This window comes from Ensifer sp. ENS08, assembly GCF_014852195.1.
GTDB lineage: Bacteria > Pseudomonadota > Alphaproteobacteria > Rhizobiales > Rhizobiaceae > Ensifer > Ensifer adhaerens.
In genome coordinates, this window is record NZ_JACVBF010000006.1 from 129,290 (window position 1) to 148,604 (window position 19,315).

Consider the following 19,315-nt stretch of genomic DNA (forward strand, 5'->3'; position numbering starts at 1 on the left):
TGCAATGAACGAAGAACGTCCCGACCTCGCCATGATGATCGGCTTGCACAAGCTGGCGGCCCAGCAGGGCGACGGCCTGGTGCCCGAGCTCTACGAGATCCTGACGCGACGGGCGCGCATGGTGGAAGAGAATACCAATGTCGCCGAGTTCCCCACCTGGCAGGCGCGCCCGCCGGTGCGGGACCCGTTCGGGCTTGCGGAGCCGAAGGAAGGAACTATCCTCGCCTTTCCACGGGCCACAAGCGATGCCGCCCTCAAGAAGGAAAGTGCCTAGCAATTCCAGGAAAAGTGCGAAGCGGTTTTCCGTCCGGAAATGCGTAAGCTAGGAAGCAATTCCAGGAAAAGTGCGAAGCGGTTTTCCGTGCGGGGTTGCGTCCATTCAAAGAGTTGGATCGTTTTGCCGTATCGGTGAAAGGACCTAGGAGACCAAGATGTTTGTTGCCATGAACCGTTTTCGTATCGCCATCGGCCACGAAGAGGCTTTCGAAGCGGTGTGGAAGGGGCGCGATTCCAGCCTGTCGGAGATGCCCGGCTTCGTTTCCTTCCACCTGCTGCGCGGCGACAGCGTGCCGGAGGAGGGCTACACGCTCTTCGTCTCGAACTCGGTCTGGAAGGACAAGGATTCGTTTTCAGCCTGGACCAAGTCGGAGAATTTTCGCGCGGCCCACAAGAACGCCGGCGAGAACAGGGCGATGTATCTCGGTCCGCCGAAGTTCGAGGGTTTTTCGGCCGTTGAAGGCGCCTGATCCGCGCGCCGGCGCGGACATATGATCCTGATTTTGCGTGTTATTCGCCTCCCGGATGGACCTCTCCGGGAGGCGAATTGTTTTTGGGGTCAGGCCGTCTTCTTCGGCAGGAAGGCGCCGAGCGAAACGGCGAGCCACCCCGCCATAATCGTCGTGCCGCCGAGCGGAGCGGACATCGGGAAGAGGCCGTGGCCTGTAACATGGCGCATGGCGAGATCGGCCGAAAACAGCGCCGTGCCAACCGCGATCAGGAGCGCGGCAACGGCCGCCGTTCGAAAGTGCGGCCAGGCGGCGTAGAGCGCCACCAATGCCGGGGCGTGGGCGAGGCACATCGCCGAAATGCCGGCAAGCAGCCTCGGGTCATCGCCATGCGAAGCGGCGGCCGCGCTGACGACGCCGGTCAGGCCCATCAAACCGGCAACAAATAGCGTCGTGGCGCGAAATCCGCTGTGCGACATGGTCATTCCTTGTTCTGCATGTGAAGGGCGAGGCGGGTGATCGGGTCGAGAATGATCTGCCGGAGCTTGGGATGGTCGATCGTTTCCTCAAGCGCGCGGGTAAAGCAAAGCAGCCACTCGTCCCGTTCCTCGGGCCCGATCTCGGCGACGAAATGGCGACGGCGCAGCATCGGATGGCCGCGCTTTTCGACATAGATGGGCGGCCCGCCGAGCCAGCCGGTCAGGTACTCGTAAAACTTCTCTTCGCTTCCGGAAAGATCGGGCGGATGCACGGCACGGCAGCGCGCCGCTTCCGGCAACGTGTCCATCAGCTCATAGAAACGGCGCGTCAGGGCGCGGACCGTCGGGTCACCGCCGATGGCTTCGTAGAGGGTCGTGGTTTCCGGTTCCGCCATGCTCTGCGTCCTTCGTTCGTTCGGTCCTAGCGCGCCGCGACCGGGCGGACAACGGTTATCAGAACGCGAATTTGCGGTGTTTCATCGCGGTCAAACAACACTTCTCTTGACAAACCGTCCAGACGGTATCTTTATGGATGCATGACCGAAGCCCATCGTCGCAAGAAACAGCCGGAACAGGTGCGCCAGCAATTGCTGGATGTTGCCGCACGCCTTTCGCACGAGCAGGGCGTGGCTGGCATCACGCTCGATGCCGTGTCGCAGGCAGCCGGGGTCAGCAAGGGCGGGCTGCTGCACCATTTCCCGAACAAGCTCGCGCTGCTCGACGGGCTGTTCGACGACTTGGTGACACGGTTCGATCGCGAGATCGAGGCGGCGATGGCGCGCGATCCGGTGGCGAAGGGCCGCTTCACCCGCGCCTATATCGATGTCTGCTTCGCGCTCGATCCGGCAACAGACGTGCCGGGCTGGCGCATGCTGACCATCGCGCTGATTGCCGAGCCGCATCTGAAGAGCCGTTGGCGCGACTGGGTCGGCCGGCGATCCGCGGAGTTCGCGGAGACGGACGGTTCGACCGGCTGCGTGCTTGCGCGTTTCGCCTGCGACGGCGTCTGGCTTGCGGATCTGATGCAAAGCCACGACCTCGATGCCGAGGCGCGGGTCGGTCTCGTTGAAAATCTCAAGGCGCTTTCGGCGCAATAGATCACTTCATCGTTTTATCGAAACACTGAAGTGATCTAAGTCTTTGAAATCACGCAGTTCCGGACGGAAAACCGCTTTGCACTTTTCCTGGAACTGCTCTGGTCCGGAATGGAGACCCCGATGAACCCCGCCATGCTCTATACCGTCCTAGTTGCAGCCATCGTCTTCGAAGTGCTCGGCACCTCGGCGATGCAGGCCGCGCAGCATTTCACCCGGCTGGGGCCGACGGTGATGATGGTGGTCTGCTATGCGATCGCCTTCTTCTTCCTGTCCTACACGCTGCGCTTCATCCCCGTCGGCATCGCCTATGCGGTGTGGAGCGGGCTCGGCATCGTGCTCATTTCGCTCGTCGGTTACTTCGCCTTCGGGCAGAAGCTCGATCTGGCGGCGATCCTCGGACTGGGGCTGATCATAGCAGGCGTGGTGGTCCTCAATCTCTTTTCCAAGTCGACCTTCCACTGAAGCGGTCGGCAGCGCCTGTCCTCAAGCGCCCTGCGGTGGCGCGGTCGATTCCCTGAGGATCAGTTCCACCGGCCAGAGTTCGTGAACCTCTTCGGTCGGCCGGCCTGAGAGAAGCTGCAGCACGAGGTCGGCCGAGCGCGCGCCCGCCGCACGCATCGAAGAGCGTGTCGCCGAAAGCGACGGCACCATGTTGTCGGCCGTGAGGTAAGGGAAAACGTCGTCATGGGCGATGACCGAGACCTCGCGGCCGATCTCCAGGCCCATGGACCGTGCTGCCCGGTAGATGCCGAGCGCTGTCATCATCGAGCCGGCAACGAAGGCGGTCGGGCGGGGCGTCTGCTCCAGGAACGAGCGCGCGAAGCGGAAGCCGAGTTCGTCGGTAAAGTTGCCATGGGCGACGAGGCGCGGATCGAAGGCGATGCCGCGCGCCTGCAGCGCGTCGCGGTACCCCTTGTCGCGGTGAAGCGAGAAAGTGCGGCCTTGCCGGCCGTTGATCATGGCGATGCGGCGATGGCCGAGATCGATGAGATGCGAGGTCGCGCGGCGGATCGCGCCTTCGTTGTCGATGTCGAGCCAGGCGTGCGGCACGTCGATATCGGAGCGCCCGTGCACGAGGAAGGGCATGCCGAGCTTGTGGAGGAGGGCGATGCGCTCGTCGTTCGGTTCGGGCGAGTGCACGATCACGGCGTCGACGCGGCCGCTGACGGCGAGCCGGCTATAGAGCTGGATTTCGCCCGTGGGGTTCTTGTCGTCCATTGGGCTGACGAGAATGTCGATATCCTCGGTGCCGAGCCGTTCGGCCAGGCCACCCATGAATTCGGAAAAATGGAACTCGCCGGAGCGGCCCATGACCACGCCGATCGCTCCGGCCCGACCGGTGGCGAGCCGCACCGCATTGATGTTCGGACGATAGCCAAGGCGGGTTGCCTCTTCGGCCACGCGCTTGCGCGTCTTTTCGCTGACTTCGGGATAACCGCTCAGCGCCCGGCTGACCGTCGTCGGCGAAAGCCCCAGTTGTTGTGCAAACTCCCTCAGCTTCATTCGAAATGCGTTTCCTCAAGCCTAGCCCGGTCCCAGAAATATACACCTTCGCTGCCCGTAACAATCGGTTTGTCGGGGACGCTAGGTTCTACAGGCCGGGTATGGATTTTACCAAACCGTTTTAAATTAATACAGTTCCCCTTTGATTTTATGGGGTTCTGTGGGGGGCGGTCGATTTTTTTCTCCCATTGATATTTGGTTGAAAAATAACGATTATTTGTAATAATCCACGCCAAATGGACTTTTCTAAGTGTGTGGATTGACAGTTTTTCCGTCTTCTGCCAACTTTTTCTTATCCAAACCGCTTTCGAATTTGCCGAGGAGCTTTCGTGCGGTGGGAGGGGGAACAGGAGGAGTCGACCCAATGACAACCACGCTCAATGTGCTGAGTTTTTGTGCCGCAATCGTTGCAGCCGGGACGGCTGGCGCCGCCGAGCTTTCGCTCGCCGCCAACACGACCGGGAAGAACGTCCATTTCATTCGCGAACAGCTGGACATTTTCGAGAAGCAGACCGGGCACAAGGTGAGCCTGGTCACCATGCCGCCATCGAGCAGCGAGCAGTTCAGCCAGTACCGGCTGTGGCTTGCTGCCGGAAACAAGGATGTCGACGTCTACCAGACCGATGTCGTCTGGGCGCCGCAACTGGCCGACCAGTTCGTCGATCTGACGGAAGCGGCAAAGGACGTTGTTGGCCAGCACTTCCCGTCGATCATCGCTTCGCAGACGGTGAACGGTCGCCTCGTGGCCTTGCCGGTTTTCACCGATGCACCGGCGCTGTTCTATCGCAAGGACCTGCTCGAAAAATACGGCAAGACGCCGCCGAAGACCTGGGACGAGCTGGCTGCGACCGCCAAGGAAATCCAGGAGAAGGAGCGGGCCGCCGGCCAAGCCGATCTCTGGGGCTATGTCTTCCAGGGCAATGCCTACGAGGGCCTGACCTGCAACGCACTCGAATGGGTCAAGTCGTCGGGCGGGGGCCAGATCGTCGAGCCCGACGGCACGATCTCGATCAACAACGAGAAAGCGGCCGCCGCAATCGACCGGATCAAGGAATGGGTCGGCACGATCTCGCCGCTGGGCGTGCTTGCCTATCAGGAGGAGGAATCGCGCGGGGTCTGGCAGACCGGCAATTCCGTCTTCATGCGCAACTGGCCCTATGCCTATGCGCTCGGCAATGGCGATGACAGCGCGGTGAAGGGCAAGTTTGCCGTCGCGCCGCTGCCGACGGCCACCGATGGTGACCAGCCGTCTTCGACGCTCGGCGGCTGGAACGTCGCCGTCTCCAAATATTCCGACGACCAGGAGGCGGCGATTGCGCTCGCCAAGTTCCTGTCGTCCGCCGAGGTGCAGAAGCGCCGGGCGATCGAGCTTTCGAACCTGCCGACGGTTGCCGCACTCTACGACGATGCGGAGGTCGCCAAGGCCCAGCCGTTCATGCCGGCCTGGAAACCGATCTTCGAAAGCGCGGTGCCGCGCCCGTCGGCCGTCACCAAGGTCAAATACAACGAGGTTTCCGCCAAGTTCTGGAACGCGGTGCACAACTCGCTTTCCGGCAACGGCACGGCAGCGGAAAATCTCGAACTGCTCGAAGTCGAACTCACCGAGATGAAGGGCGACAACTGGTGATCCTCCCGGGGGCGAGGGGAGTGCTTGTCAAGCCTCCCTTCGCTCCACCGAGCCACCGCCTTTTCTCTCCGATCAACCGCTCGGCCGTGCGCCGAATGGCAAGGGTGAGTACAGACATGACCGACATTTCCGTCGCAGACCCGCCTTCCGCCCTTGGGCAGCAGGCCCGGATCCGCTCCGATCTCAACGCCGAGCGCATCCGCTCCGCCTGGATCTTTCTCGCACCGACGCTTCTGGTGCTGGCACTCGTCGCCGGCTGGCCGCTCATTCGCACAGTCTATTTCAGCTTCACCAATGCGTCGCTGACCAACCTCGAAGGCGCCGAGTTCGTCGGCTTCAAGAACTACCTTTCCTGGATCACGCTGAAGAGCGGGCGCACCGTCTATAACGGCCTGCTTGCCGATCCGGCCTGGTGGAACGCCGTCTGGAACACGCTGAAGTTCTCGGCCGTTTCCGTCACCATCGAGACGGTGCTCGGCCTGATCGTCGCGCTGGTCCTGAATGCGAATTTCCCGGGCCGCGGGCTGGTGCGCGCCGCAATCCTGATTCCCTGGGCGATCCCGACGATCGTGTCCGCCAAGATGTGGGCCTGGATGCTCAACGACCAGTTCGGCATCCTGAACGATCTTTTGCTCGGCCTCGGCCTCATCAGCCAGAAGGTCGCCTGGACCGCCAATCCGGAGACCGCGATGGTCGCCGTTTTGATCGTCGACGTCTGGAAGACGACGCCGTTCATGGCGCTCCTGATGCTGGCCGGCCTGCAGATGGTACCGTCGGATATCTATGAGGCGGCCAAGATCGATGGCGTGCATCCGCTCAAGGTCTTCTGGCGGTTGACGTTGCCCTTGATCCGGCCGGCGCTGATGGTGGCGGTGATCTTCCGCATGCTCGATGCGCTGCGCATCTTCGATCTCATCTATGTGCTGACGCCCAACAACGCGAAGACCAAGACGATGTCGGTGCTCGCGCGCGAAAACCTGTTCGACTTCGACAAGTTCGCCTATGGCGCCGCGGCCTCGACGATGCTGTTCCTGATCATCGCGGCGATCACCGTCGCCTACATGTGGTTCGGCCGCGTCAATCTCGAAGGAGAGCGCTGATGGTTGCCACCCTTGCCAAGCGCACGGCGTTCTACGCCCTCGTTGCCGCCATCATCGTCATGGCCGTCTTCCCGTTCTACTATGCGGTGCTGACGAGCTTTAAATCCGGGACGGCGCTGTTCCGGGTCGACTATTGGCCGACCGAGATCTCCTTCGACAACTACGCGGGCATCGTCACCAGCAGCGGCTTCCTGCGCAATCTCGCCAATTCGCTGTTGGTCGCAACGATCGTCGTTGCCGTGTCGTTGCTCCTGGCCGTCACCGCGGCCTATGCGTTGGCGCGAGTGCGGTTCCGCGGTCGCGGGCTCCTGCTTCTGACGATCCTGTCGGTGTCGATGTTTCCGCAGATCGCGGTGCTTGCCGGCCTCTTTGAACTCATCCGCTCGGTCGGCATCTTCAACACGCCCCTGGCGCTGATCTTTTCCTACATGATCTTCACCTTGCCGTTCACGGTCTGGGTGCTCACCACCTTCATGCGCGATCTGCCGGTGGAGATCGAGGAAGCGGCGATCGTCGATGGCGCCACACCCTGGGTGATCATCACCCGCGTGTTCATGCCGCTGATGTGGCCGGCGCTGGTGACGACGGGGCTGCTCGCCTTCATCGCCGCCTGGAACGAGTTCCTGTTCGCGCTGACCTTCACCTCATCGGACAGCCAGCGCACGGTGCCGGTCGCGATCGCGCTGCTCTCGGGAAACAGCCAGTACGAAATTCCGTGGGGCAACATCATGGCCGCATCGATCATCGTCACCGTGCCACTGGTTGTTCTCGTGCTGATCTTTCAGCGGCGGATCATCTCCGGGCTCACCGCCGGTGGCGTCAAAGGATAAGGGGAGAAAATATGGCAGAGCTTCAATTGCGCAACATCCGCAAGTCCTTCGGCGCCTTCGAGGTGATCAAGGGCGTCAGCATGGATATCCGGGCCGGCGAATTCATGGTCTTTGTCGGGCCCTCCGGCTGCGGCAAGTCCACGCTGCTGCGGCTGATCGCCGGGCTCGAAGACATCTCATCGGGCACGCTGTCCTTCGACGGCCAGGTGGTCAACCAGTTGACGCCGTCGAAGCGCGGCATCGCGATGGTGTTCCAGTCCTATGCGCTTTACCCGCATATGACGGTATTCGAGAACATGTCCTTCGGCATGCAGCTTGCCGGCAAGGACAAGGAGCAGTGCAAGAAGCGCGTCGAGGCGGCAGCCGAGATGCTGCAGCTGACGCCCTATCTGCAGCGGCTGCCGCGGCAGCTCTCCGGCGGCCAGCGCCAGCGCGTGGCGATCGGCCGGGCTATCGTGCGCGATCCCAAGGTCTTTCTCTTCGACGAGCCGCTCTCCAATCTCGATGCGGCGCTGCGCGTTGCGACCCGCATCGAGATCGCCAAGCTGCATCGCAGCATGCACAAGACGACGATGATCTATGTCACCCACGACCAGGTCGAGGCGATGACACTGGCCGATCGCATTTGCGTGCTACGGGATGGCCGGGTCGAACAGATCGGCACGCCGCTCGAACTCTATGAAAGCCCGAACTCCGTCTTCGTCGCCGGCTTTATCGGTTCGCCGAAGATGAACTTTCTGTCCGGCGCACTGGCTGCGCCCTACGATGCCCATACGATCGGCATCCGAGCGGAGCATCTGGAGATCAAGGCGAGTGGGGGGCAATGGTCGGGAACGGTGGTGCATTCCGAAATGCTGGGGTCCGACAGCTACATTTATCTTGATATCGGCGCTGGCGAACCGGTCATCGTCCGGGAAGGTGGCACCTCGCATCACCGGCCGGGTGAGACAATTCACATCTCGCCGCTCGGCGGCAACATCCACCGCTTCGATGCATCGGGGCAGGCTCTCGGCCGCGCACCCATGAAAGGGGCTGCCTGACCAGACCCCGATCAAGCTGAAGACACCCAGAGCTTCGGGGTCGCCAATTCCTGGCGGCCCCATCTATCGTAAGACGACAGGCCCGTAACGGGCGAACACGCAAGGAGAACGGCCGTGCCTATCAGAACAGTTGTTTGGGGCGAGAATATTCACGAGCAGACCAACGAAATCGTCCGCAGCATCTATCCAAACGGGATGCACAACACGATCGCGGCGGCGCTGAATACGGAAGCTGCGATCGAGGCGACGACGGCGACGCTGCAGGAGCCGGAACATGGCCTGAGCGTCGAGCGCCTTGCCAACACCGATGTGCTTCTCTGGTGGGGCCACAAGGACCACGGCGCCGTCAGCGACGAGATCGTCGAGCGTGTTGCCAAGCGCGTCTGGGAGGGCATGGGCCTGATCGCGCTGCACTCCGGCCACTTCTCCAAGATCTTCAAGCGGCTGATGGGCACGCCCTGCGCGCTGAAATGGCGCGAAGCAGGCGAGCGTGAGCGCGTCTGGGCGATCAATCCGCGTCACCCGATCGCCGAAGGCATCGAGGAGAACTTCGTGCTCGAGAACGAGGAAATGTACGGTGAGCAGTTCTCGGTGCCGGAGCCGCTCGAAACCGTCTTCATCTCGTGGTTTGCCGGCGGCGAAGTGTTCCGCTCGGGGCTGACCTGGCGCCGCGGTGCCGGCAACATCTTCTATTTCCGTCCCGGCCACGAAACCTACCCGACCTATCACGACGCCAATGTCCAGAAGGTGCTGCGCAATTCGGTGAAGTGGGCCTACAACGCCGACAACCGCTACACGGCGATCCACGACGCACCAAACGTGCCGGTCGAAAAGGCGCTGGAGCCGATCGTCGAGCGCGGCCCCAGGCTGCACCAGGCCGGCGAAGCAGGATACAGGTGAGCATCATGCGTCTTCTCATTGTAGGAACCGGCGGCATGGCAAACAGCCATGCCCAGGCCTTTGCCAAGATCGAAGGCGTCGAGATGGTCGGCGCTGTCGATGTCGATCCCGCGCGGGCCAAGGCTTTTGCCGACAAGCACGGCATTGCCGCGACCTTCACCTCGCTCGACGAGGCGATCGCCTGGGGCAAGTTCGATGCGGCGACGAACGTGACGCCCGACAAGGCGCATCACCCGACGACGCTGGCGCTCATTGCCGCTGGCAAGCATGTGCTGTGCGAAAAGCCGCTCGCCGAGAATTATGCCAAGGCGGCAGAGATGGCGGAAGCGGCCGAGCGTTCCGGCCTTGTGACCATGGTCAACCTCACCTACCGCAACGTCGCGCCGCTGCAGAAGGCACGCGCAATGGTGCTTGTCGGCGAGGTTGGCAAGCTGCGTCACATCGAGGCGTCCTATCTGCAGAGCTGGCTCGTTTCCAAGGCTTGGGGCGACTGGGCGACGGAATCGCAATGGCTGTGGCGGCTCTCGACGAAGCACGGCTCGAACGGCGTGCTCGGCGATGTCGGCATCCACATTCTCGACTTTGCCGGCTATGGCGCGGGCACGGACGCCGCCCGGGTCTTCGCGCGGCTGAAGACCTTCGACAAGGCGCCTGATAACCGCATCGGCGAGTATGATCTCGACGCCAATGACAGCTTCGTCATGACGGCCGAGTTCGGCAACGGCGCCATGGGCGTCGTCCATGCCAGCCGCTGGGCGACCGGGCATCTGAACGAGCTCCGGCTGAGGCTACACGGCGACAAGGGTGCCCTCGAAGTGGTGCACACGCCCGATGGATCGACGCTACGCGCCTGCCTCGGGGCGGACGTCGAAACCGCGACCTGGCGCGATGTCGATGCGGGCACCGTCGCGACGAACTACGAGCGCTTCGTGGCCGCCGTCCGTAAGGGCAAGACGGAGGAGCCCGGGTTCCGCCATGCGGCGAACCTGCAGAAAGTGCTCGACCTCGCGATGGTGACGGAAGCCGAGCGGCGCGAGCTGCCCGTCTAACGAGAGTGACGGTCGGGGGTGTTGCTTTTCGCGGCTCCCCCGCTTTCCGGCGGTGTCCAAGGGGTCACTGCCGAGCCGACGGTGTTTTCCATCGATTGGCCGAGACGCCGCAGCTGCCCGTCGTAGTTCCTGCGGGTGTTGGGATCGAAGATCATGATCGGCGTCGAAACCGCCAGGCTCGCGGCATTGCCGACCGTCTGCGTGGCGCCGAGCGTGACGGCGCCGATGCGTTCGCCGAGACCGACATCGGAATCGGTCACGGTCTGGCCGGCGATCAGCCGGTTGCCAAGCAGGCGCACGACTTCGGGGCTTTCGGCGAACTTCCCGTGGTTGAGCTTGTCGCCGCCCTTCAGCGCTGTCAGATCGATGACGCTGATGCCGGCCTGTTCCAGTTGCGTGCGATAGGGCTCGGCGGTCGGGTCGATCTGGCCGAGGCGGTCGACATTGCCGGAGATACGCCTCGACAAGGTCAGCGCCCGGTCGTCGCGCGATACGAACAGCGTGAACTTCGGGCGCTTCGTACCCATGGCGCGGATCTGCTGGCCGAAGACGTCGACGTCGAGGTCGGGCGACGCCAGGATGACGTCGGTGATCTTGGGCGCGATGCGTCCGTCGCGGATCGCCATCTGGCGCAGTGCCTCGACCGTCACCCACGACCCCATGGAATGGGCCATGACGGTGATTTCGCCGACAGCAGGATTGCTTGAGGCACGCCGCAGCAGTTCCTCCAGCGCGTCGCGCGAATAGTTGGTGCTTTCCTTGTCGTAATTGTAGTCGAATATGCTGGCGCGCGAGGGCCAGGTGAAGATGACGGGCGCGACATCGGTGCCGCTGTCGTGCACGATCTGGGCGAAACGATAAACGGCGTCTTCGTAGCGGTTGTTGAAGCCGTGAACGAAGATCAGTACGCGCCGGGTTTTCGGCAGATGACCTTTCACCCAGTTCTGCACGTCGTTGCCCTGATTGAGCGGCGTGACGCTGACGGTGGAGAAATCCCGCTCCGGATTGGCGGGAAGCTTCGTCGGCCATTGCACCTGGCCGACCTTGCGGTTCTTTTCCGGCGGAATGGAGACGGCAATTTCCGTCAGCGAAAGCTCGGCTGAGCGTTCGCCGCTAAAAAGCACGCCCGGCTCGGTGGAGGGGGCACGGGTGGTTGCGACCAGCAGATCGACCTTGGAGGCGCCACCCGTCGTGCCCGAAGGGACGAGCACGCCCACGGGGCGTCCGGCGCAGGCCGCAAGGGTGGCCGCCAGGAGAAGCGTCGCAGCGATGCGGCCCCAGGGCCTCTCCGAGCCCGCAAGAGAAAACGAACGCACCACCAACCTCCCTGTGCCGCATCATGCAGCATGTCGGCCCGATCCGTGGGCCCAAGCCATTCTCCTTGCATGAGAAACGCTGGGTTTTCATCCCTTGGCTGGGGTTCGAAGCCCTGCGGCACCGTGTTTGCCAGCGGCTATGCGGCAATCATGCAACATTTCGCTACAGGCAGGCCTGGGTAAAACCCCCTGATATTCATTGAAAAGGCTTTGGGCTTTCACTAGCATCGCTTCGACTTTCCCCTGGACGCGACCCGAACGGCCCGTCCGATCTCCCTGAAATGATAAGGAAATTCAGGAATGCAGGCGGTTTTCGATGGCCATAACGACGTGCTTCTGCGTCTGTGGCAGAACGCCCGGAAGGGCCAGGACCCGGTACGCGAATTCGTCGACGGCATCGACCAGGGCCATATCGATGCGCCGCGCGCCAAGGCGGGCGGTCTCGTTGGTGGCCTCTCGGCAATCTACGTGCCCTCGGGAGATCTCGTCCTGCAGCCGCCGAACGAGAACGGTCACTACGAAACGCCGCTTTCGGCACCGCTCGAGCACCTGCCGTCGCTGGCGATCGCCATGGAGCTCGCCGATATCGCCGTCCGCCTCGACCGGGCAGGGGCGTGGAAGCTCTGCCGGTCGACCGCCGAAATCCGTAGGGCGGTCGAGGCCGGCGTCTTCGCCTCGGTCCTCCACATGGAAGGCTGCGAAGCGATCGGCGCCGATCTTTCCGCGCTCGAAACGTTCTATGCCGCTGGCCTGCGTTCGCTCGGGCCGGTCTGGAGCCGCCACAACGTCTTCGGTCATGGCGTACCGTTCTCCTATCCGATGTCTCCGGACACCGCACCCGGACTGACGGACGCCGGCTTCGAGCTCGTGCGGACCTGCAACCGTCTGGGCATTCTGATCGATCTTGCACACATCACCGAGAAGGGCTTCTGGGACGTGGCGAAGACCACCGACCAGCCGCTGGTCGCCAGCCATTCGAATGCGCATGCGCTGACCCCGGTCGCGCGCAACCTGACCGACAAGCAGCTCGACGCCGTCCGCGAAAGCAAGGGCCTCGTGGGGCTCAATTACGCGACGACGATGCTGCGCGCCGACGGCCAGGAAAATGCCGCAACGCCGCTTTCCGACATGGTGCGCCATGTCGACTATCTCATCGAGCGCATGGGCATCGACTGCGTCGCACTCGGGTCGGATTTCGACGGGGCAACGATCCCCGAGGAGATTGCTGATGCGGCCGGTAGTCAGGCGCTCGTTGCGGCGCTCAGAAGCGCCGGATATGGTGATGCCGAACTGGCAAAGATATGCCGGGAGAACTGGTGGAGAGTTCTGGGACAGGCTTGGCACGAGGCCGCCTGAACCCATGAAGAAGGGGCCCAAAAGGGCGCAAACGAGGGAACTGCAAACATGATGCACAAGCTCAATGGACGTCTTCGTCTTCTGACGGCTTCTGCGGCGCTGGCCATGGTGATGGCTGCAACCGCACCGGCCTTTGCGGAAACGCCGAAGGACACGCTGGTCGAAGCCTTTGCGATCGACGACGTGATTACCATGGATCCGGGCGAAGCTTTCGAGCTGACCGCGGCCGAAATCACCGGCAACACCTACAGCATGCTGGTGCGCCTCGACATCAACGACACGACCAAGGTCGTCGGCGACCTCGCCGACAGCTGGACCGTGTCCGACGACGGCCTGACCTATACGTTCAAGCTGAAGCCCGGCCTGAAGTTCGCTTCCGGCAATCCGGTGACCGCTGAAGACGTCGCCTGGTCCTTCGAGCGTGCCGTGAAGCTCGACAAGAGCCCGGCCTTCATCCTCACCCAGTTCGGCCTTACGGGCGACAACGTGACGGAAAAGGCCAAGGCAACGGACGCGCAGACCTTTGTCTTCACCGTCGATCAGGCCTATGCGCCGAGCTTCGTCTTGAACTGCCTGACGGCAACCGTGGGCGCCGTGCTCGACAAGAAGCTCGTGCTCGAAAACGTCAAGCCGGTCACGCCGACGGACGAGTACAAGTATGACAACGACTTCGGCAATGAATGGCTGAAGACCGGCTATGCCGGCTCGGGCCCATTCAAGCTGCGCGAATGGCGCGCCAACGAAGTCATCGTTCTCGAGCGCAACGAAAACTACTATGGCGAACAGGCAAAGCTTGCTCGCGTCATCTATCGCCACATGAAGGAAAGCTCGGGCCAGCGCCTGGCGCTTGAAGCGGGCGATATCGACGTGGCACGCAACCTCGAGCCGGGCGATTTCGACGCCGTTTCGAAGAATGCCGACCTCGCCACCACGAACGCGCCGAAGGGCACGGTCTACTACATCAGCCTCAACCAGAAGAATGCGAACCTCGCAAAGCCCGAAGTGCGCGAAGCGTTCAAGTATCTGGTCGACTACGATGCCATCGGCTCGACCCTCATCAAGGGCATCGGCGAGATCCACCAGAGCTTCCTGCCGAAGGGCGTTCTGGGTGCACTCGACGAGAACCCCTACAAGCTCGACGTTGCCAAGGCGAAGGAACTGCTGACCAAGGCCGGCCTTGCCGACGGCTTCACCGTCACCATGGACGTTCGCAACGGCCAGCCGGTCACCGGCATTGCCGAGTCCTTCCAGCAGACGCTGGGCCAGGCCGGCGTGAAGCTCGAAATCATCCCCGGCGACGGCAAGCAGACGCTGACGAAGTATCGTGCCCGTAACCACGACATGTATATCGGTCAGTGGGGCATGGACTATTTCGACCCGAACTCGAACGCCGAAACCTTCACCAGCAACCCTGACAACTCCGACGAAGGCAAGAACAAGACCCTTGCCTGGCGCAATGCCTGGGACGTTCCGGAGCTGACGAAGAAGACCAAGGACGCTCTGCTCGAGCGCGACAGCGCCAAGCGTGCGGAGACCTACAAGGAACTGCAGAAGACGGTGCTGGGCGAAAGCCCGTTCGTCATCATCTTCCAGCAGACCGAAGTCGCCGGCTACCGCGGCAACGTCAAGGGCCTGAAGCTCGGTCCGAGCTTCGACACCAACTTCGTCGCCGGCATCACCAAAGAATAAGCCGTCTCGAAGGAATAAACCGAAAGGATCGTTCCCTTGAGCATGAGCGCAACAGGGACAGTGGGCGGGCGCAAACGCGCCCGTCCCGGTAAGATCGTGGCAGCGGTGCTGCGCTTTCTTGTCGTTGTCGTCACCACCTATCTCGGCCTTCTGGCCGTCACCTTTTTCATCGGCCGGGTAATCCCGATCGACCCGGTTCTGGCCGTTCTCGGCGACCGGGCGCCGACGCATGTCGTCGAAAGGACGCGCGAGGCGATGGGGCTCAATCTGCCCCTCTACCAACAATTCTTCATCTATGTCCGCCAGGCGCTGACCGGTGACTTCGGCGTTTCGGTGCTGACGACCAATCCGGTCATGACCGACATCCGCCGCGTCTTCCCGGCGACCATGGAGCTCGCGACGCTCGGCACGCTCATCGGCGCCCTGTTCGGCGTTCCGCTCGGCGTACTTGCGGCCGTCAAGCGCGGCAGCATTGCCGACCAGATCGTGCGCGTCATCGGCCTTGTCGGCTATTCCGTGCCGATCTTCTGGCTGGCGCTCCTGTCGCTGCTGGTGTTCTACGCGCGGCTGAAGTGGGTCGCCTATCCCGGCCGTATCGATATCGTGTTCGAGTACACGTTCACGCCGATCACAGGCTTCTACCTGTTCGACGCGCTCTGGCAGCGGCAGTGGGACGTGCTCTGGGATGTGTTCCGCCACATCATTCTGCCGGCCTCGCTGCTCGGCTACTTCTCGCTTGCCTATATCAGCCGCATGACGCGCAGCTTCATGCTCAACGAGCTGCAGCAGGAATACATCGTCGCGGCGCGCGCCAAGGGCCTGTCCGAGACCCGGATCATCTGGGGCCACGCGCTCCGGAACGCGGCCGTGCCGCTCGTGACGGTGATTGCGCTCTCCTATGCCGGCCTGCTCGAGGGCTCGGTCTTGACGGAAACCGTCTTCGCCTGGCCAGGTCTCGGTCTCTACATCACCAACTCGCTGCAGAATGCCGACATGAACGCCGTGCTTGGTGGCACCATCATCATCGGTTCGGTCTTCATCGGCATCAATCTCCTGTCCGATCTTCTCTACCGGACGCTCGACCCGAGGACGCGCCAGCGATGAGTACCGTTACCGAAACCCGCGCGATGACGCGTCGCGAATGGCTGCTGTCCGATCGCCCGCAGTCGCGCACCCAGGCCCGGCTTGGCCGTGCCTATATGACGTGGCAGCGTTTTGCCGCCAACAAGCTCGCCGTTCTCGGCCTGCTCATCCTGCTGGCGTTGGTCTTCGTTGCCGCCTTCGCCGATTTCCTAGCGCCGCATTCGCCCTATATCGGGGATCTTGCCAACGCCCGTCTGCTGCCGCCGGGAACCCCCGGCTACCTGCTCGGCACCGACGATCTCGGCCGCGATATTCTCTCGCGGCTGATCCATGGTTCGCGGCTGACGCTTGCCGTCGTGCTTCTCGTTGCGATCATCGCAGCACCTGTCGGGCTCATCGTCGGCGCTGTCGCCGGCTACGCTGGCGGCTGGGTCGACGCAGTGCTGATGCGTATCACCGATATCTTCCTCGCCTTCCCGAAACTGGTTCTGGCGCTCGCCTTCGTGGCAGCGCTCGGACCGGGCATCGAGAACGCCGTCATCGCGATCGCCATCACCTCCTGGCCGCCCTATGCGCGTATCGCCCGCGCCGAGACGCTGACGGTGCGCAACTCCGACTACATCGCCGCCGTGCAGCTCATGGGCGCATCGCCGATCCGTATCGTCTTCCGCCATGTGATGCCGATGTGCATGTCGTCGTTGATCGTGCGTGTCACGCTCGACATGGCCGGCATCATTCTGACGGCCGCGGGCCTCGGCTTCCTCGGCCTCGGCGCGCAGCCGCCGCTGCCGGAATGGGGCGCCATGATCGCTTCCGGTCGCCGTTTCATCCTCGACCAGTGGTGGGTGGCAACGATGCCCGGCATCGCGATCCTGATCGTCAGCCTCGGTTTCAACCTGCTCGGCGACGGTCTGCGCGACGCGCTCGATCCGCGGGAGAGCGGCCAATGAGTGCGCTTCTGACCGTTGAAGACCTCAAGGTCTCGTTCCCGACCCGCACCGGCCTCGTCGAGGCCGTGCGCGGCGTCTCCTTCACGCTCGGCCGCGAGCGCCTCGGCATCGTCGGCGAAAGCGGCTCCGGCAAGTCGCAGACCGGCCGGGCGATCATGGGGCTGACGCCTGGTCATGCGCAGGTGACGGCAAAGCAGTTGAACTTTGACGGCATCGACCTGCTCTCCGCATCGCCGAAGGTCCGCCGGGATCTCAGGGGCAAGCGGATCGCGATGATCCTGCAGGACCCCAAGTACTCGTTGAACCCGGTGATGAGCATCGGCCGGCAGATCGTCGAGACGCTACGGCAGCACGAAAATGTCAGCCGCGGCGAGGCCCGGGAGAGGGCGCTCGACATGCTGGCCGCGGTGCAGATCCGTGATCCGAAGCGCGTTTACGATCTCTACCCGCACGAGGTTTCGGGCGGCATGGGGCAGCGCGCGATGATCGCGATGATGCTGGTTGCCGGGCCGGAACTCTTGATCGCCGACGAGCCGACCTCGGCGCTCGACGTGACGGTACAGCTCGAAGTGCTTGGCATCCTCGACAAGCTCGTCGCCGATCGAGGCATGGGTCTGATCTTCGTATCGCACGATCTGCGGCTGGTCTCGTCCTTCTGTGACCGCGTGATCGTCATGTATGCCGGCCGGATTGTCGAGGAACTGGCGGCGTCCGAGCTTGCCAATGCCAAGCATCCCTATACCCAAGGTTTGCTGAACTGCATGCCGGCGATCGGATCCGATCGTCATCCTCTGCCGGTTCTCGACCGCAAGCCGGAGTGGGCCCAATGACCTCAACCGTTTCCGTTTCGAACCTTTCCGTCACCTATGACGAGTTCAAGGCGCTGAACGACGTCAGCGTCGAGATTGCGCCGGGCGAATCCTTCGGGCTCGTCGGCGAGTCCGGATCGGGCAAGTCGACCTTGCTTCGGGCGATCGCCGGTCTCGCGCCCGTCACCGGCGGCACCATTCGCGTGCATGATCGTGTTCTGCAGGGGGCAAAGCGCGACAAGGCCTTCTACCGCGCCGTGCAGATGGTGTTTCAAGATCCCTATGGCTCGCTGCACCCACGCCAGACGATCGACCGGCAATTGCTGGAGCCGCTGGCGATCCACGGCGTGGCCGACGGCGAGCGGCGCATCCTGAAGGCGCTTGACGAGGTCGGCCTCGGGTCGGGTTTCCGCTTCCGTTATCCGCACCAGCTGTCGGGCGGTCAGCGCCAGCGCGTTGCAATCGCCCGGGCGCTGATCCTCGAACCATCGATCCTGCTGCTCGACGAGCCGACTTCGGCGCTCGACGCCTCGGTCCAGGCGGAAGTCTTGAACCTCCTGGAACAGGTCCGGCGCGACCATAAGCTGACCTTCATCATGGTCAGCCACGATCTCGGTGTCGTTACCCATATGTGCGATCGGTTGGCGGTGATGCAGGGTGGACGTGTCGTCGAACGCCTGTCCTCGGCGGACCTCGTCGCCGGGCGTATCGGTGAAGATTACACGCGCAGCCTTATGGTCGCGAGCAAGGGCTTTCAGCGCAAGGACGCTGCCGTGACTGCGTGACGGTACCGATACAAGCGGGGCCATCGTCCCGCTTGTATCGCTTCGTTTCGAGCCATCCGGTCCAGGCCCGGCCGCTTAGGCGCTTTGCCGCCAGACGGAGGTCGAGTCGGTGATTACCTTCTGGATGCGCCGCTGCTCGCGCCATTCCCGGCCCATATCCTTGATGACCGGCTGCGCCTCGGGTGAGAAGATATAGTTGCGGCGACTGGCGACATAGGCCTCCATCGCCGGGTTGACGCCCGAATAGAACTGCTTTTCCGGATCACGCGAGAGGTCCATCAGGCCGGCGCATTGCCGCGCGAAGTCGCCGCGAAGGATCGACGGCGACGTCGTGAATTTCGGGAAAGTGCGAAACAGCGGGATCTTGATCCCGAACAGATACGCGTATTCGTTGCGCCGATGGAAATGGCCCTTGCGGCGGATATTCCAGTTCTGGTCCGCCGTGTGGAACGAGACCTGGCTGATCGCCGGGTCCGCGAAGGGCGCCAGCAGTTCTTCGCCCATGTCCCTCAGCGAGATCCAGTCGTCCTCCAGGTGGAAAACGTAGTCGGCGCTGGTGGCCGACCAGAGTTTCGCGACGGCCGCACAAAAGCCCGGGCTCTCGGGCTGGAACACGGTTCCGTCGGGAAAATGGTTGCGGAATATCTCGACGCAGGCACGATGATCCTCCTCCGATCCGAAAACCGGATCGAGATTGAGGTAGGCGCCGCGCAGGTCGAGCCTGGAAAAGATTTTGTCCCGGAAGCTCGCCAGCGTCTGGGCAAGCAGGTCCGGGCGCCGGGTGGCGACAAGGCATAGGTCAATCGTGGACATAGCACCTCCTTGGGTGCATTTTTTTCAACCGTCAATACCCACGCCAACCCTGACGTTCACTTAGATCGTGCCGAATTTACGGCAAAGTCACCGAATTTACGGCAAAGCGACCTAAGGCGATCAATAAAGTCGATTTTGGGCGGCTCAACGCGGTCTGGTTGAGG

Annotated in this window: 21 protein-coding genes; 16 read left to right on the forward strand and 5 right to left on the reverse strand. The window is 62.7% G+C overall.

Annotation, left to right across the window (positions count from 1 at the left end; genetic code table 11):
- Nucleotides 1-4: 4 nt before the first annotated feature.
- Complete coding sequence (locus IB272_RS15925) at nt 5-274, forward strand: hypothetical protein (RefSeq protein WP_034794016.1); 270 nt, start codon at nt 5-7, stop codon at nt 272-274.
- Nucleotides 275-431: 157 nt separating this feature from the next.
- Nucleotides 432-746 carry an antibiotic biosynthesis monooxygenase gene (locus tag IB272_RS15930; protein WP_034794014.1) on the forward strand — a complete coding sequence of 105 codons (315 nt, stop codon included), beginning with the start codon at nt 432-434 and terminating at the stop codon, nt 744-746.
- 89 nt (nt 747-835) lie between these two features.
- On the opposite strand, the gene IB272_RS15935 is transcribed toward IB272_RS15930, so the two are convergent.
- Entirely contained in the window at nt 836-1,204 is a 369-nt protein-coding gene (locus tag IB272_RS15935) for a DUF423 domain-containing protein (protein ID WP_060582456.1), read from the reverse strand.
- Between the two features lie 2 nt (nt 1,205-1,206).
- The gene (locus IB272_RS15940) at nt 1,207-1,599 is read right to left on the reverse strand and encodes a group II truncated hemoglobin (RefSeq protein WP_034794012.1); all 393 of its coding nucleotides are present in this window, start codon (nt 1,597-1,599) and stop codon (nt 1,207-1,209) included.
- 141 nt (nt 1,600-1,740) lie between these two features.
- On the opposite strand from IB272_RS15940, the gene IB272_RS15945 reads away from it, so the two are divergent.
- Nucleotides 1,741-2,301 carry a TetR/AcrR family transcriptional regulator gene (locus IB272_RS15945; protein WP_060582427.1) on the forward strand — a complete coding sequence of 187 codons (561 nt, stop codon included), beginning with the start codon at nt 1,741-1,743 and terminating at the stop codon, nt 2,299-2,301.
- Between the two features lie 120 nt (nt 2,302-2,421).
- Nucleotides 2,422-2,763, forward strand: coding sequence for an SMR family transporter (locus IB272_RS15950; protein ID WP_034794243.1), 342 nt, complete (start codon nt 2,422-2,424; stop codon nt 2,761-2,763).
- A gap of 21 nt (nt 2,764-2,784) precedes the next feature.
- Here IB272_RS15950 and IB272_RS15955 read toward each other — a convergent pair whose 3' ends face one another.
- On the reverse strand, nt 2,785-3,804 hold the full coding sequence (locus IB272_RS15955; protein ID WP_034794009.1) for a substrate-binding domain-containing protein: 1,020 nt from the start codon (nt 3,802-3,804) through the stop codon (nt 2,785-2,787).
- Between the two features lie 364 nt (nt 3,805-4,168).
- Here IB272_RS15955 and IB272_RS15960 point away from each other — a divergent pair, with 364 nt between their 5' ends.
- The 6 genes from IB272_RS15960 (at nt 4,169) to IB272_RS15985 (ending at nt 10,350) form a co-directional block, all read left to right on the forward strand.
- Complete coding sequence (locus tag IB272_RS15960; RefSeq protein ID WP_060582428.1) at nt 4,169-5,431, forward strand: ABC transporter substrate-binding protein; 1,263 nt, start codon at nt 4,169-4,171, stop codon at nt 5,429-5,431.
- A gap of 116 nt (nt 5,432-5,547) precedes the next feature.
- Nucleotides 5,548-6,531: a sugar ABC transporter permease gene (locus IB272_RS15965; protein WP_034794007.1), complete on the forward strand. Its 984-nt coding sequence runs from the start codon at nt 5,548-5,550 to the stop codon at nt 6,529-6,531.
- Complete coding sequence (locus IB272_RS15970) at nt 6,531-7,361, forward strand: carbohydrate ABC transporter permease (RefSeq protein ID WP_060582429.1); 831 nt, start codon at nt 6,531-6,533, stop codon at nt 7,359-7,361. The genes IB272_RS15965 and IB272_RS15970 overlap by 1 nt, the downstream gene beginning before the upstream one ends.
- An 11-nt stretch (nt 7,362-7,372) precedes the next feature.
- Nucleotides 7,373-8,401, forward strand: a complete 1,029-nt coding sequence (locus tag IB272_RS15975) for an ABC transporter ATP-binding protein (RefSeq protein ID WP_060582430.1) — start codon at nt 7,373-7,375, stop codon at nt 8,399-8,401.
- 114 nt (nt 8,402-8,515) lie between these two features.
- Complete coding sequence (locus IB272_RS15980; RefSeq protein WP_060582431.1) at nt 8,516-9,301, forward strand: ThuA domain-containing protein; 786 nt, start codon at nt 8,516-8,518, stop codon at nt 9,299-9,301.
- A 5-nt stretch (nt 9,302-9,306) separates the two neighbouring features.
- The gene (locus IB272_RS15985) at nt 9,307-10,350 is read left to right on the forward strand and encodes a Gfo/Idh/MocA family oxidoreductase (RefSeq protein ID WP_060582457.1); all 1,044 of its coding nucleotides are present in this window, start codon (nt 9,307-9,309) and stop codon (nt 10,348-10,350) included.
- Here the strand turns inward: IB272_RS15985 and IB272_RS15990 are convergent.
- Nucleotides 10,347-11,621: an alpha/beta hydrolase gene (locus IB272_RS15990; protein ID WP_234798763.1), complete on the reverse strand. Its 1,275-nt coding sequence runs from the start codon at nt 11,619-11,621 to the stop codon at nt 10,347-10,349. The two genes, IB272_RS15985 and IB272_RS15990, sit on opposite strands and share 4 nt — an antisense overlap.
- Before the next feature lie 345 nt (nt 11,622-11,966).
- Here IB272_RS15990 and IB272_RS15995 point away from each other — a divergent pair, with 345 nt between their 5' ends.
- From IB272_RS15995 to IB272_RS16020, 6 genes are read left to right on the forward strand one after another with little or no spacing between them, the layout of a single operon-like run.
- Complete coding sequence (locus IB272_RS15995; RefSeq protein ID WP_034794001.1) at nt 11,967-13,022, forward strand: dipeptidase; 1,056 nt, start codon at nt 11,967-11,969, stop codon at nt 13,020-13,022.
- Nucleotides 13,023-13,070: 48 nt separating this feature from the next.
- Nucleotides 13,071-14,711, forward strand: a complete 1,641-nt coding sequence (locus IB272_RS16000) for an ABC transporter substrate-binding protein (protein ID WP_034793990.1) — start codon at nt 13,071-13,073, stop codon at nt 14,709-14,711.
- Between the two features lie 42 nt (nt 14,712-14,753).
- The gene (locus IB272_RS16005) at nt 14,754-15,815 is read left to right on the forward strand and encodes an ABC transporter permease (protein WP_034793987.1); all 1,062 of its coding nucleotides are present in this window, start codon (nt 14,754-14,756) and stop codon (nt 15,813-15,815) included.
- Nucleotides 15,812-16,744, forward strand: a complete 933-nt coding sequence (locus IB272_RS16010) for an ABC transporter permease (protein ID WP_034793984.1) — start codon at nt 15,812-15,814, stop codon at nt 16,742-16,744. The genes IB272_RS16005 and IB272_RS16010 overlap by 4 nt, the downstream gene beginning before the upstream one ends.
- Entirely contained in the window at nt 16,741-17,574 is an 834-nt protein-coding gene (locus tag IB272_RS16015; protein WP_060582432.1) for an ABC transporter ATP-binding protein, read from the forward strand. The genes IB272_RS16010 and IB272_RS16015 overlap by 4 nt, the downstream gene beginning before the upstream one ends.
- Entirely contained in the window at nt 17,571-18,338 is a 768-nt protein-coding gene (locus tag IB272_RS16020) for an ABC transporter ATP-binding protein (RefSeq protein WP_060582433.1), read from the forward strand. Before IB272_RS16015 ends, IB272_RS16020 begins: the two co-directional genes overlap by 4 nt.
- 75 nt (nt 18,339-18,413) lie before the next feature.
- Here IB272_RS16020 and IB272_RS16025 read toward each other — a convergent pair whose 3' ends face one another.
- Nucleotides 18,414-19,151, reverse strand: a complete 738-nt coding sequence (locus IB272_RS16025) for a hypothetical protein (protein WP_226020614.1) — start codon at nt 19,149-19,151, stop codon at nt 18,414-18,416.
- Nucleotides 19,152-19,315: the final 164 nt, after the last annotated feature.